Here is a 13,681-nt window from a genome sequence, read left to right as displayed (position 1 = left end):
AGTGAAAGGGAAGTCATGATTACAAAAGAAGATAAAAACAAGGCTCGTCTCAAAAGACACCTGCGTGTTCGTAAAAAGATCCAGGGTACTACTGAGCGTCCACGTTTGAACGTGTTCCGTTCTTCGAAACACATCTACGCTCAACTGATCGATGATGTTAAAGGGGTTACTATCGTATCCGCTTCTACTCTTGATAAAGAATTGAGCGCTAATATCGGTAATGGCGGCAGCGTTGAAGCTGCAGCAAAAGTTGGCCAATTGGTCGCTGAGCGCGCTAAAGAAAAAGGCTATGCAGTGGTCGTATTCGACCGCGGAGGTTACTTGTACCATGGACGGATTCAAGCATTGGCTGACGCAGCTCGTGAAGCTGGTCTTGAATTCTAGAATAATTCTTAAAAGGAGGTTAACGACTTGCGTGTAGATCCGAACAGTTTAGAACTGACAGAAAGAGTTGTACACATTAACCGTGTAGCAAAAGTTGTAAAAGGCGGACGCCGTTTCAGCTTTAGTGCACTCGTTGTTGTGGGCGATGGCAATGGCTACGTCGGTGCTGGTATCGGTAAAGCCGGCGAAGTTCCGGATGCCATCCGTAAAGGCATTGAAGACGCCAAGAAAAACCTGATTCACATTCCAATCGTAGGAACTTCGATTCCCCATCTCGTTACTGGCCACTTCGGCGCAGGACGTGTGTTGCTGAAACCAGCATCAGAGGGTACTGGCGTTATCGCTGGCGGTCCAGTTCGTGCAGTATTGGAATTGGCAGGCGTTGGCGACATTTTGACAAAATCACTGGGTTCTTCGAATTCCATGAATATGGTCAATGCAACTTTGGAGGGACTATCCCGTCTGAAACGCATTGAAGAGGTCGCGAAACTTCGCGGCAAATCTGTCGAAGAATTGCGCGGTTAAGGAGGGGAACGTCAATGGCAAAATTGCAAATTACCCTCGTACGTAGTGTAATCGGACGTCCAGAAACACAACGTGTTACTGTTAAGACGCTCGGCCTACGTAAACTCAACACGACAGTGGTTCACAATGACAGTCCTGCAATTCGCGGAATGATCAATAAAGTGAGTCACTTGCTATCTGTAACTGAAATTGAAGGCTAAACGCCTCGCATAAATTAACAAACATAAGGAGGTGCAAACGATGAAGTTACATGAACTTGCTCCGGCTCCAGGTTCACGAAAAGAACGCAATCGCGTTGGTCGTGGTCCAAGTAGCGGAAATGGTAAAACTTCCGGTCGCGGTCACAAAGGTCAAAACTCACGTTCTGGCGGTGGTGTTCGTCCGGGCTTCGAGGGTGGACAAAATCCACTCTATCGTCGTCTGCCTAAACGTGGTTTCATTAATCCTACCCGTAAAGAGTACGCGATTGTGAACCTTGAAGATCTGAATAGCTTTGCAGAAGGAACTGAAGTGACTCCGCAGTTGTTGCTTGAAACTGGTGTTGTCAAGAATTCCAAAAGCGGCATTAAGATTCTCGGCAATGGTGAGTTAACCGTTAAATTGACTGTACAAGCAAATAAGTTCTCTCAATCTGCGGTAGAGAAAATCGAGGCTGCCGGCGGTAAAACCGAGGTGATCTAATGTTCAAGACGCTTAAGAATATCTGGCATGTGGAAGATTTGCGCAAAAAGATCCTGTTTACCTTGTTCATTCTGATTATCTACCGTATCGGTTCGTTTGTACCGGTTCCTGGTGTGAACAAAGATGTACTGGAAACAGCAAATCAGAGCGGTGACGCTTTGATGGGACTTTTGAACACCTTCTCGGGCGGAGCGCTCAAAAACTTCTCGATATTTGCGATCAGTATTTATCCGTACATTACAGCATCCATCATCGTGCAATTGCTGTCGATGGATGTTGTTCCTAAGTTTGCTGAATGGGCTAAACAAGGGGAGCACGGTAAAAAACAACTGGCGCAAATCACTCGTTATGGTACTGTGATTTTGGCCCTGATCCAAGGTTTTGCTACGTCGATAGGGTTTAACCGGATTTATGGAACTCAAATGATGCCGAATGCGACATTTGCTGACTACTTACTGGTTGCCATTATCTTGACGGCTGGTACTTCTTTCCTGATGTGGCTTGGTGAACAGATTACCGAAAAGGGAATCGGGAACGGGATTTCGATCCTGATTTTTGCGGGAATCGTCGCCGCTATCCCGGGATATATCACGAGTACGGCTAACTCAAGCTTTATTCAGCCGGATCAAGTGTTCCTGAATATTCTTAAAGTCGTTATTGTGCTGATTGTGATTGTAGCGATTATTACAGCAGTTATCTTCGTACAGCAAGGTATTCGGAAGATTCCTGTTCAATACGCTAAACGCGTAGTCGGCAACAAGATGTACGGTGGACAGAATACGCACATTCCGCTGAAAATTAATGCGGCTGGTGTAATTCCGGTTATCTTCGCCGTATCACTGCTTCAGTTCCCAGTTGTTCTCTCCAGTTTCTGGTCAACACATGCCTGGGCTCAATGGATTGCTAAGTATTTGGCAACTGATGCACCACTTGGTATGCTTCTGTATGTAGTGATGATCATCGGGTTCACGTTCTTCTATACGTTCGTGCAGATGAATCCTCAACAGATGGCTGATAACATGAAGAAGAATGGTGGTTACATTCCAGGTATCCGTCCTGGTAAAGCTACTGAGAAGTATTTGACTAGAGTAATGTCTCGTCTGACTATGTCCGGCGCATTGTTCCTGGCTTTGATCTCTGTATTGCCGATGTTCTTCGGTGCTTTATCTGGATTGCCTAAAGAAGTTCGAATTGGCGGTACTTCACTGCTAATCGTAATCGGTGTGGCATTGGATACTATGAAGCAGATCGAGAGCCAATTGATCAAACGCCATTACAAAGGCTTCATCAATAAATAGGCGATAGGTTCCGGTGAAGCTTAAGATTTTATTCTTCCCGGCACCTATTGTGCTGTTTCTTGCTTGGTGGCGAACTTTTGGGGGGAGAGAGAAATCGTGAACATATTATTCATGGGCCCTCCTGGGGCAGGCAAGGGAACACAAGCAGCTGAAATCATTAAAGAATTTGGAATTCCTCATATTTCGACAGGAGACGCTTTCCGTTTGGCTATCAAACAAGAGACTCCAGTTGGATTGAAGGCCAAATCCTTTATTGATCAAGGTTTGCTTGTACCAGATGATGTGACCATTGGCATAGTTGAAGAACGGCTTCAGCAGTCCGATTGCGAAAAAGGATTTCTATTGGATGGTTTTCCAAGAACTCTTTCGCAAGCGGAAGCGCTGGATGAAATTCTTAGCCGTTTGAACACTTCTTTGGATCATGTCATCAACTTGAATGTTGACCGTGGACTACTGATGGCACGTCTTACTGGACGTCGCATTTGTACAGTTTGCGGAGCATCCTACCATTTAATCTTCAACCCGCCGAAGCAAGATGGCATTTGCGACATTGATGGCGGTGAATTGTATCAACGTCCGGATGACAACGAAGAAAGTGTAGGCAAGCGTCTGGATGAGTATGATAATAAGACAGCGCCGCTGCTTGCGTTTTATGATAATAAAGGTCTTTTGCGTCAGGTAAATGGAGAAAACGAAATCAATGTCGTTTCTTCTGAAATCGTATCTTTATTGCGGGGTTAATGTAATGATCATTTGTAAATCCGAACAGGAACTTGCCTTTATGAGGGAAGCTGGTCGTATTGTTGCCGAGAGTCACCGTCTAATTGCTGAAGCCATTGAGCCTGGCATTACAACGGGGGAGCTCGACAGAATCGCCGATCAATACATTCGCAGTCAAGGTGCTGTGCCGTCTTTCAAAGGCTACAACGGTTTTCCTGCCAGCATTTGCGCTTCAGTCAACGAACAATTAGTGCATGGATTTCCAGGTAAACGCAAACTGATCGAAGGCGATATAGTAACGCTGGATATCGGTGCAGAATACCGCGGTTATCACGGTGATTCCGCCTGGACCTACGGTGTGGGCAGCATTTCCGAAGAAGCTCAGCGTTTGCTGGACGTTACGGAAGGCTCCTTGTACGCGGGACTGGCGTTAGTCAAGCCGGATGTGCGCTTGTTTACAATCTCCCATGCTATTCAACAATACATCGAAGAGGCTGGTTTCTCAGTCGTACGCGAGTATGTTGGTCATGGCATTGGGGCAAAACTGCATGAAGAACCGCAAATTCCGAATTATGGCATAGCGGACCGCGGACCACGTCTGAAACCGGGTATGGTACTCGCGATTGAGCCGATGGTAAACGTAGGGAAGAGACATGTCAGAACGCTGGAAGATAACTGGACTGTCGTTACGGTTGATGGCTCACTATGTGCCCACTTTGAGCATACAGTAGCAGTTACTCCGGACGGCATGGAAATTTTCACAAAACTGAATGCGTAGGTGATCTCCTCTTGAATACTGTGAGCAGCCCGCAGGTTGGTCAATTAGTGAGAATTCTCAAAGGCAAAGATGCCGGAGAGGCAGCCGTTGTTATCGCAGTTGTTGATAGCAGATTTGTATACATTGCAGATGGAGACAAACGTAAGTTTGATGGGCCAAAGAAGAAGAATATTCTTCATCTTGAGCTCATACCCTTCATCAGCAGTGAGGTTGTGAACAGTTTGGAAGAAACTGGCCGGGTAACAAACGGAAAGCTGCGTTACGCAGTCATGAAGTATGCTGGACCCACCGGAATAAGTGCTGATGAGAAAGGAGACTAACTGTGGCTAAGGAAGATGTCATTGAAGTAGAAGGTACTGTCCTTGAACCGTTGCCAAATGCAACGTTTAAGGTTGAGCTTGAGAACGGTCATCAAATACTTGCCCATGTATCCGGTAAACTGCGGATGCACTTTATCCGTATTTTGACCGGAGACAAAGTGGTCGTGCAGTTATCGCCTTATGATTTATCAAAAGGTCGTATAACTTACCGTAAATAGATGGGAACTACGAAAAAAGTTTTGCTTCGCAAAACTTTGAGGAGGTAATTAACATGAAGGTAAGACCTTCTGTAAAGCCCATTTGCGAGAAATGTAAAGTAATCCGCCGCAAAGGGACTGTTATGGTGATTTGCGAAAATCCGAAACACAAACAAAAACAAGGTTAAGAAGGGGGTGTAGCGTAAAATGGCTCGTATAGCTGGAGTGGATTTGCCACGTGACAAACGCGTTGAGATCGCCTTGACTTATATTTTCGGAATCGGTAAAACGACTTCTCAGAAAATTCTTAATGAAACAGGCATTAGCGCTAATACACGTGTCCGTGATTTGACGGAAGATGAAGTCAGCAAACTGCGTGAAACGATCGACAAAACGGTTAAGGTTGAAGGTGACCTGCGTCGTGAAATTTCCTTGAATATTAAACGTCTAACTGAGATCGGCTGTTACCGCGGTGTTCGTCACCGTCGTGGATTGCCTGTTCGCGGTCAACGTACTAAAACCAATGCCCGTACCCGGAAAGGCCCGCGTCGTACGGTAGCAAACAAGAAGAAATAATAAGGGGGGATAAGAGACAATGGCTAAACCGAAAAAAGTCGTACGTACTAAACGTCGCGACCGTAAAAATATCGAATCCGGCGTGGCACATATTCGTTCCACGTTCAACAACACCATCGTTACCATCACAGATCCACACGGAAATGCAATTTCCTGGGCAAGCTCCGGCGGCCAAGGATTTAAAGGTTCCCGTAAGTCGACTCCATTCGCAGCGCAAATGGCAGCTGAATCAGCAGCTAAAGCAGCTATGGAGCACGGCATGAAATCGGTTGAGGTTATGGTTAAAGGACCGGGCGCGGGCCGCGAAGCAGCCATCCGTTCCCTTCAAGCTGCAGGGCTTGAAGTTAACCTTATTAAAGACGTAACTCCGGTTCCTCACAATGGATGCCGTCCGCCGAAACGTCGTCGCGTATAGTGAAATCAGTATTGTAAATGTGGTATAATTCTGACGCATCTGCTAATAATAGGTGTTTAGGCATACTACATGATGCACCTGATGGGGTGACAGTTTCATATAGGAGCGACGTTGAAGGAGGGGTAAACTCGTGATAGAAATCGAAAAGCCGAAGATTGAGACCGTAGAAGCTAATGATGAAGGTACCTATGGGAAATTCGTAGTTGAACCGTTGGAACGTGGGTATGGCACGACTCTGGGGAATTCACTTCGCCGGATATTGCTTTCTTCGCTTCCAGGAGCCGCAGTGACTTCGGTCCAAATTGACGGCGTTCTGCATGAGTTCTCGACCGTTCCAGGCGTAATGGAAGATGTGACGGAGATCATTCTAAACCTTAAAGCCTTGTCCTTGAAGATTCATTCAGACGAGGAAAAAGTGTTTGAGATTGATGCCGAAGGGGAAGGCATCGTTACCGCAGGTGATATCCGTGCGGACAGCGATGTTGAGATCCTGAATCCGGATCTTCACATTGCAACGCTGGGACCTGGTGCGAGACTTCACATGCGTATTTTTGCAGGCCGTGGTCGCGGCTACGTCCAAGCGGACCGGAACAAACGCGACGATCAGCCAATTGGCGTTATCCCGGTTGACTCCATCTACACTCCTATTTCACGCGTTAACTACGGCATAGACAATACACGTGTTGGTCAAGTGACTAACTACGACAAATTGACGCTTGAAATTTGGACAGATGGCAGTATTAGACCGGAAGAGGCTGTAAGCCTCGGAGCCAAAATTTTGAACGAGCACCTCGTACTGTTCGTAGGTCTTACGGACGAAGCGAAAGACGCCGAAATTATGGTTGAAAAAGAAGAAGACAAAAAAGAAAAAGTGCTTGAGATGACAATCGAAGAGCTTGATCTTTCTGTCCGCTCCTACAACTGCCTCAAACGTGCTGGTATTAATACCGTACAAGAGCTTACCACGAAGACTGAAGAAGATATGATGAAGGTGCGTAACCTTGGTCGTAAATCTTTGGAAGAAGTTCAGGAGAAGCTTGAGGAACTTGGTTTGGGACTCCGTACAGAAGAATAGCTACAGATTGCTACAGTAAAGGAGGGAAAACACATGGCATACCAAAAATTGGGCCGTGATTCCAGTGCGCGTAAAGCGTTATTTCGCGACATGGTAACGGATCTATTTTTATACGAGCGCATCCAAACAACGGAAGCTAAAGCGAAAGAAGTTCGTTCTATCGCTGAAAAGTTGATCACTAAAGCTAAAAAAGGCGATCTTCATGCTCGTCGTCAAGTAGCTGCATTTGTTCGCCGCGAGACTGTTGATGGTGAACAAGATGCAATTCAAAAATTGTTCTCTGACATTGCTCCTCGTTACACGGAGCGTCCAGGTGGATACACTCGTATCCTGAAACTAGGACCTCGTCGTGGCGACGCTGCGCCTATGGTTTATCTTGAATTGGTAGACCGCGCGTAGTATCACAAGTATTGATTTCCGATGCTTCCCTTTCATCCGGCCCTCTTTGGAGTAAAGATGGGGGAAATATCAGCGTTATTGTGCTGCAGAGGCGCAAGACTCTGCTGTACTAATAACCGTGGGAATCACCTTGGTTCAATTGAAGGAGCTCCCGCAGGGGCTCTTTTTTTTGAAATAATGGAGTGAAGTGTTAATGGATGCCGTCCTTCTAGGGACGGCAAAGCCATTTCTTCCTCGTGAATAAGATCAGACAGTGCTTCGATCGACGTTTCTGCTGAACGGTTTATAAAGGAGAACGGAATGCGTAATCTATTGATGAAGGTCAATTATGACGGAACAAATTATGATGGCTTTCAGACCCAGCCTCAGGGCAATACGATTCAGGATCGGCTGGAGCAAGCGATACTCCATCTGACGGGTGAGGAGCTTAAGATTACAGCTTCTGGTCGTACAGATGCCGGAGTACATGCCTATGGTCAGCCTTTTAACTTTACGACCTCCTCTCGAATCCCGCTTGAACGTTGGTGTCTGGCGCTTAATGCCCGGCTGCCACAAGATATCGTGGTTACTGAGGCTAGGGAAGTACCGCTGACGTTTCACTCTCGTAGAGGAGCTAAGCGTAAAACTTACCGATACACGATTAACGGCAACAGGTTTCCAGATCCGTTTCAACGGCGCTGGCAGCTTCACCATCCGGTGCAGTTGGATATTCCTGCGATGCAGCAAGGCTTAACGCATATTTTAGGGACACATGACTTCACTTCGTTTGCTTCTCGGAGGTCTACTAAGACCTCTCATGTACGAACGATCTTTGAAGCTCATATGGAAGTAGACCGCAGTATGTGCCGACCCTCTTCATTAGATCAGGGAGTGATCCAAACTTATATAACGGGTAGTGGATTTCTTCAACATATGGTTCGCATTATTATGGGGACTTTGATCCATGTGGGGGAAGGTAAAATAGATGCTGATCATGTTGCTGGTATATTGGCGGCATGTGATCGTTCAGCTGCTGGTCCAACAGCTATTGCCAAGGGGTTGGCTTTGTGGAGTGTAGAATATGATGAGACCGAAAGTGAATCTTTTTTTCTATAAATTTCTTCCTAAATAATAGGTTGAATGTTTAAAAATCACTTGCACTTGTTATGTTTATACTGTAATATAAAAGTTGTGTTTTCTTGATGGCTATCCCACAGCCCCGATCAAGGAAATGCCAAAAAAATGCTTTGCTTAACTCACATAATTGTAATTCAATGAGAAACAAGATATACGAAACAGAAGATTTTCGTACGAGAACAAGGAGGAAACATTCATGCGTACCACCTATATGGCGAAGCCGAACGAAGTTGAACGCAATTGGCACATTATTGATGCCGAAGGCAAAACACTCGGTCGTTTGGCCAGCGAAGCCGCTGCTTTGATCCGTGGCAAACACAAACCGCAATTCACTCCACACGTTGACACAGGAGATTTCGTTATCGTAATCAACGCTGAGAAAATTCACTTGACCGGTAAGAAATTGCAAAACAAGAAATACTACCGTCACTCGATGCACCCAGGTGGCTTGAAAGTTACTAATGCTGAAACTCTGCTGAACACTAAACCAGAACGCGTAATTGAATTCGCTGTTCATGGTATGATTCCTAAGACTCGTCAAGGGGACCACATGAAGCTGAGATTGAAAGTATATGCAGGCGCCGAGCATCCACATGCAGCACAAAAACCTGAAGTTTACGAACTTCGCGGATAAGAATAGAGGAGGACAGTTTCATGGCACAAGTACAATACTATGGGACAGGTCGTCGTAAACATTCGGTAGCACGTGTTCGCCTTGTACCGGGTGAAGGACGCATTGTCATTAACAAACGTGAGATGGACGAATATTTCGGTGTTGAAACACTGAAAATGATCGTAAAACAACCTTTGAACCTGACTGAAACACTGGGCAACTACGATGTAATCGTTCTTGCACATGGTGGCGGCATTTCTGGTCAAGCTGGAGCAATTCGTCACGGTATCTCCCGTGCATTGCTTAAAGTTGACCCTGAATATCGCGGTGCATTGAAGAAAGCTGGTTTCTTGACTCGTGACCCTCGTATGAAGGAACGTAAGAAATACGGCTTGAAGGCTGCACGTCGTGCGCCTCAGTTCTCGAAACGTTAATATTTATCAAGAATTCAACCCTTGGCCTCTATGGTCGAGGGTTTTATTTTTTACTATGAAGCCCCTTTTGAATAAAAAATGGGCTTTTTTTGCATTCATTTACTAATTCTGAGCGGTGAAATTCATTGACTTCCTCCGTAAAAGTTATATACTATTTCATATAGAAATAGTTGGTTTTATTACTTCTTTTACCTCATTTATTCATACGATTAATATTTTGGATGGAGGAATACCTTAATGAACCTGCTTGAGAAAGAAGATTTGATCAGAATAAAGGCCGAAGAATTAGAGAGTGCTTCACCCGAGGAAATTATCCGCTGGGCTGTTGAAACATTTCCTAACATTACTTTTGCCTGCAGCTTTGGTGCCGAAGATGTAGTGCTTGTTGATATGCTTCACAAAGTTAGTCCATCAACCGACGTCTTTTATCTCGATACAGATTATCATTTTAAGGAAACCTACGAAACCAGAGATTTAATGGCAGACAAATACGGATTAGAGTTTGTACGTGTGTCTCCACAACTCACAACGCAGGAGCAAGCACTTCAATACGGTGATGCGTTATGGACTGTTGATCCTAACCAATGTTGTGGAATTCGTAAAGTTGAACCGCTGACTCGTATATTATCTCAATATGAGGCTTGGATTACTGGAATTCGCCGTGACCAAGCACCTACCCGCGCAAATGCTAAAAAGGTTGAGTATGATTATAAATTTGGTTTAGTAAAGTTTAATCCTATTGCGGATTGGACTTCAGAAGATGTATGGAACTATATTCGTGAAAATGACGTAATCTATAACCCTCTACACGACCGTAACTATCCAAGTATCGGCTGTGAACAATGTACTCGTCAGGTTATGCCAGGTGAAGATCCGCGTGCTGGCCGTTGGTCTGGATCAGAAAAGACAGAATGCGGTTTGCACAAATAAGACATATCCCTGTGGGAACATAGAAGGAGAGACTAAGATGACTTCAATACGTCCGCATGGCGGAACTTTGGTTAACCGTGTAGTAGAGGGAACTGAAAGAGAAGAATTGCTAAATCTCGCACGTGACAACAAGGCAATTGCCTTGAATACCTGGACTTTATCCGATTTGGATCTTATCGCTGTAGGTGCGTTTTCCCCACTAACTGGCTTTTTAAATGAGCAAGACTATCTTTCAGTGGTAAAAAGCATGCGTTTAGCAGATGGCACTGTGTGGAGCATTCCAATAACACTGGCTGTAGAAGATGATGTGGCTGCCGGATTAACAATTGGGGATAAAGTATCTCTAATCGGTGAAGAAGATGGCGAGATTTACGGTTTATTGGATATTGAAAGTATTTATACTGTTGATCAAACGATTGAAGCACAAAATGTCTTCAAAACAACAGATCCTGAACATCCTGGAGTGAGTAAGTTGCTGGCTCGTCCTTCGACTTATGTTGGAGGACCGATTACAGTCTTGAATCGACCACAGCCTGAGAAGTTCAGTGAGTTTTATTTTGATCCTGCGGATACGCGGAAAATATTTGCTGATAAGGGCTGGAGAACGGTTGTAGGGTTCCAAACACGTAATCCGGTTCATCGAGCTCATGAATACATTCAAAAGTGCGCTATGGAGGTTGTAGACGCTCTATTTCTAAATCCACTTGTGGGTGAGACGAAATCGGATGATGTACCGGCAAATGTGCGGATGAAGAGCTACCTGGCGCTTTTGGAGAATTATTATCCTGAGGATCGCACCTTCCTTGGTGTTTTTCCAGCGGCAATGCGTTATGCAGGTCCTAGGGAAGCAATTTTCCATGCCATGGTTCGCAAAAATTACGGCTGTACCCACTTCATCGTGGGTCGTGACCATGCGGGCGTAGGGGATTACTACGGAACTTACGAGGCACAGGAAATTTTCTCGAATTTTAGTGCTGAGGAGCTTGATATAACTCCATTATTTTTTGAACACAGCTTCTTCTGTAAAAAATGCGGAAATATGGCTTCTAGTAAAACTTGCCCTCATCCTAGCGATGATCATATGACATTGTCGGGTACGAAAGTACGGGCTTTGCTCCGTGACGGCCAATGTCCTCCCCCAGAATTTACGCGGCCTGAGGTTGCGCAGATTCTGATTGAAGGTATGACTCAAGAAGTTACAGCTTAATCACTGTCAGCTAGTACTATTTGACCTTCTTGTCCCATATAGATGAGTATTATCTATCGGGACGAGGGGGTCTTTGTTATGTCTGGCCGAAAGCAGAATAAAGTCTCGGTCTGGATTTCATGGAGCAGTATCAAAAAAAGTATGCTTGGTGCTACACTGCTGGCTATAATGATCGGAATTATAGCGTATGACATGCCTACCGCTAAAACACTAAATTATTGGAGTCTGCCCTTGTCAGGAAAAGTTATTGCTCTCGATGCGGGACATGGTGGAGCTGATGGAGGAGCGGTTAGCCGGGAAGGGCTAATTGAGAAAGATATTAATCTCGCGGTATCGCTGTATTTGCGTGATTATCTGCAACAGGCTGGGGCTATTGTAGTAATGACTCGTGAGGGGGATTACGATTTGGCTCTGGAAGGCACTAAGGGCTATTCTAAGCGCAAGACGGAAGATCTTAAACAAAGGGTAAGAAGCATCGAAGAGAAAGGCGCAGACCTTTTTATAAGCGTTCACATGAACAGTGTCCCTTCGAATCGTTGGAGCGGAGCGCAGACCTTTTACTACCCCAATCATAAGGATAATAAAGCAATTGCGGAGTTTGTGCAGAGTGAGCTGAAGACTACGCTAGAGAATACCGATCGTGTGGCGAAGACAGTGAATACTGTATATCTGCTAAAAGCATTAAAAATACCAGCGGTGCTTGTAGAAGTCGGCTTCTTATCACACCCCCAGGAATCCGCTCTACTCGGAAATGATGTCTACCAGCGGAAGGTAGCGACTAGCATTTATCGCGGCATTCTTCGGTACGCCTCCGAGCAGTAAGGACTACTCATGGGGAGACAGGTAATGTTATAATAGACAAAAACTCCGGAGAATTTCTTAACCGGAAAGGAAACAGAGGTGCTTTCCATGCTGACTAAGGAACAAATTCAGGAAATACTGCAGCCATTAACAGACTCGGAAACTGGAAAAAGCCTTGTGGAACTACAGCTGATCCGTGACATTATGATTAAAGAAGATCGTATTTCTTTATCAATCGTATGTCTGAATCCTGAAGAGCAAAGTCGCATGGATCTAGAACAACAGGTTCGTGAATTGCTTGAAGCGGGTGGGGCTTCAAATGTACATATCCGGCTTCGTGATGCAACCGATTATGAACGTGCTATCCTTCGCGGAGAGAGTGCAGAGGAAGTTGATGAACCTGGGAAACTTAAAGGACATGCTGCCGGCCTTGATGACCATGAATTAATTAGCGAGAGTTCTGGTGTGAACTTTATCGCCGTGGCCAGCGGTAAAGGTGGAGTTGGTAAATCCACTGTAACAGTGAATTTGGCCGTATCCCTAGCAAGAAAAGGAAAAAAAGTAGGTCTAATCGATGCCGATATTTATGGTTTCAGCATTCCTGATATGATGGGGATTGAAGAGGGGCCGGTTGTTGAAGAAGGAACGATTATTCCTGTGGAACGTTTCGGAGTGAAGGTCATGTCTATGGGCTTCTTTATCCGTGAGAATAGTCCAGTGATTTGGCGGGGGCCTATGCTTGGTAAAATGCTTCGCCAGTTCTTCAATGATGTCGGTTGGGGGGAACTTGATTATATGCTGCTTGATCTTCCCCCAGGTACAGGTGATGTAGCGCTTGACGTGCATCAGATGCTGCCTCACAGCAAAGAGATCATAGTGACGACACCTCATGCTACAGCTGCGTTTGTGGCGGCTAGAGCGGGCTCTATGGCTCTACAGACAGATCATGAGATTATTGGAGTCATTGAGAACATGGCTTATTATGAGTGTACTGACTGCGGTAAGAAAGATTATATCTTTGGCAGAGGCGGAGGAGCAAGGCTTGCCGAGACGCTTCATACGGAGCTGCTTGCTCAAGTGCCGCTAGGTGCACCAGACAACCATATTTCCGAATCCGATTTCTCACCATCTGTATACAAAGAAGAGACATCGACAGGACTGATATTTGCCGATATCGCTGATAAAATCATTGCAAAATACGAGCACTAATTT

The 13,681-nt window shown here is 45.3% G+C and carries 21 protein-coding genes; all 21 read left to right on the top strand.

Features of this window, described 5'->3' with window-relative positions; genetic code table 11:
* Positions 1-15 precede the first annotated feature (15 nt).
* The 21 genes from rplR to NSU15_RS27630 all read left to right on the top strand — a co-directional run bounded on the left by rplR (position 16) and on the right by NSU15_RS27630 (position 13,678).
* The gene (rplR, locus tag NSU15_RS27730; RefSeq protein ID WP_042131220.1) at positions 16-384 is read left to right on the top strand and encodes a 50S ribosomal protein L18; all 369 of its coding nucleotides are present in this window, start codon (positions 16-18) and stop codon (positions 382-384) included.
* Between the two features lie 27 nt (positions 385-411).
* On the top strand, positions 412-909 hold the full coding sequence (gene rpsE / locus NSU15_RS27725) for a 30S ribosomal protein S5 (protein ID WP_036652980.1): 498 nt from the start codon (positions 412-414) through the stop codon (positions 907-909).
* Positions 910-923: 14 nt separating this feature from the next.
* A complete protein-coding gene (gene rpmD, locus NSU15_RS27720) occupies positions 924-1,109 on the top strand; it encodes a 50S ribosomal protein L30 (protein WP_036680567.1) in 186 nt (61 codons plus the stop codon).
* A gap of 40 nt (positions 1,110-1,149) precedes the next feature.
* The gene (rplO, locus tag NSU15_RS27715) at positions 1,150-1,590 is read left to right on the top strand and encodes a 50S ribosomal protein L15 (RefSeq protein ID WP_042131219.1); all 441 of its coding nucleotides are present in this window, start codon (positions 1,150-1,152) and stop codon (positions 1,588-1,590) included.
* Entirely contained in the window at positions 1,590-2,888 is a 1,299-nt protein-coding gene (gene secY / locus NSU15_RS27710; RefSeq protein ID WP_042131218.1) for a preprotein translocase subunit SecY, read from the top strand. The genes rplO and secY overlap by 1 nt, the downstream gene beginning before the upstream one ends.
* 96 nt (positions 2,889-2,984) lie before the next feature.
* Positions 2,985-3,629: an adenylate kinase gene (locus NSU15_RS27705; protein WP_042131217.1), complete on the top strand. Its 645-nt coding sequence runs from the start codon at positions 2,985-2,987 to the stop codon at positions 3,627-3,629.
* 4 nt (positions 3,630-3,633) lie between these two features.
* Positions 3,634-4,386 (top strand): type I methionyl aminopeptidase, encoded by a 753-nt coding sequence (map, locus tag NSU15_RS27700; protein ID WP_042131216.1) that lies wholly within the window; start codon positions 3,634-3,636, stop codon positions 4,384-4,386.
* A gap of 11 nt (positions 4,387-4,397) precedes the next feature.
* Entirely contained in the window at positions 4,398-4,706 is a 309-nt protein-coding gene (locus tag NSU15_RS27695; protein ID WP_042131215.1) for a KOW domain-containing RNA-binding protein, read from the top strand.
* Positions 4,707-4,708: 2 nt separating this feature from the next.
* Entirely contained in the window at positions 4,709-4,924 is a 216-nt protein-coding gene (gene infA / locus NSU15_RS27690) for a translation initiation factor IF-1 (RefSeq protein WP_036652996.1), read from the top strand.
* A 53-nt stretch (positions 4,925-4,977) separates the two neighbouring features.
* On the top strand, positions 4,978-5,091 hold the full coding sequence (gene rpmJ, locus NSU15_RS27685) for a 50S ribosomal protein L36 (protein ID WP_003322638.1): 114 nt from the start codon (positions 4,978-4,980) through the stop codon (positions 5,089-5,091).
* A gap of 19 nt (positions 5,092-5,110) precedes the next feature.
* A complete protein-coding gene (gene rpsM / locus NSU15_RS27680; RefSeq protein ID WP_036680583.1) occupies positions 5,111-5,479 on the top strand; it encodes a 30S ribosomal protein S13 in 369 nt (122 codons plus the stop codon).
* Between the two features lie 19 nt (positions 5,480-5,498).
* The gene (gene rpsK / locus NSU15_RS27675) at positions 5,499-5,894 is read left to right on the top strand and encodes a 30S ribosomal protein S11 (RefSeq protein ID WP_019908251.1); all 396 of its coding nucleotides are present in this window, start codon (positions 5,499-5,501) and stop codon (positions 5,892-5,894) included.
* A gap of 130 nt (positions 5,895-6,024) precedes the next feature.
* Entirely contained in the window at positions 6,025-6,969 is a 945-nt protein-coding gene (locus NSU15_RS27670) for a DNA-directed RNA polymerase subunit alpha (RefSeq protein ID WP_036680585.1), read from the top strand.
* A 33-nt stretch (positions 6,970-7,002) separates the two neighbouring features.
* On the top strand, positions 7,003-7,368 hold the full coding sequence (rplQ, locus tag NSU15_RS27665) for a 50S ribosomal protein L17 (RefSeq protein WP_019908254.1): 366 nt from the start codon (positions 7,003-7,005) through the stop codon (positions 7,366-7,368).
* Between the two features lie 300 nt (positions 7,369-7,668).
* Entirely contained in the window at positions 7,669-8,463 is a 795-nt protein-coding gene (truA, locus tag NSU15_RS27660; protein WP_339288288.1) for a tRNA pseudouridine(38-40) synthase TruA, read from the top strand.
* A gap of 217 nt (positions 8,464-8,680) precedes the next feature.
* Positions 8,681-9,118, top strand: a complete 438-nt coding sequence (gene rplM / locus NSU15_RS27655) for a 50S ribosomal protein L13 (RefSeq protein WP_036680589.1) — start codon at positions 8,681-8,683, stop codon at positions 9,116-9,118.
* A 20-nt stretch (positions 9,119-9,138) separates the two neighbouring features.
* Positions 9,139-9,531 carry a 30S ribosomal protein S9 gene (gene rpsI / locus NSU15_RS27650; RefSeq protein WP_025706574.1) on the top strand — a complete coding sequence of 131 codons (393 nt, stop codon included), beginning with the start codon at positions 9,139-9,141 and terminating at the stop codon, positions 9,529-9,531.
* Positions 9,532-9,768: 237 nt separating this feature from the next.
* Positions 9,769-10,461, top strand: coding sequence for a phosphoadenylyl-sulfate reductase (locus tag NSU15_RS27645; protein ID WP_042131211.1), 693 nt, complete (start codon positions 9,769-9,771; stop codon positions 10,459-10,461).
* 37 nt (positions 10,462-10,498) lie between these two features.
* A complete protein-coding gene (sat, locus tag NSU15_RS27640; RefSeq protein WP_076121168.1) occupies positions 10,499-11,668 on the top strand; it encodes a sulfate adenylyltransferase in 1,170 nt (389 codons plus the stop codon).
* A 78-nt stretch (positions 11,669-11,746) separates the two neighbouring features.
* Positions 11,747-12,490, top strand: a complete 744-nt coding sequence (gene cwlD / locus NSU15_RS27635; protein WP_042131209.1) for an N-acetylmuramoyl-L-alanine amidase CwlD — start codon at positions 11,747-11,749, stop codon at positions 12,488-12,490.
* A gap of 87 nt (positions 12,491-12,577) precedes the next feature.
* Entirely contained in the window at positions 12,578-13,678 is a 1,101-nt protein-coding gene (locus NSU15_RS27630; RefSeq protein ID WP_076121167.1) for an Mrp/NBP35 family ATP-binding protein, read from the top strand.
* Positions 13,679-13,681: the final 3 nt, after the last annotated feature.

Origin of the sequence: Paenibacillus sp. FSL E2-0201 (genome assembly GCF_037963325.1) — a bacterium.
In the GTDB taxonomy this organism is placed as follows: domain Bacteria; phylum Bacillota; class Bacilli; order Paenibacillales; family Paenibacillaceae; genus Paenibacillus_AQ.
The sequence above is the reverse complement of the archived record's forward strand: the minus strand, read 5'-3'. Positions and strand labels throughout refer to the sequence as shown.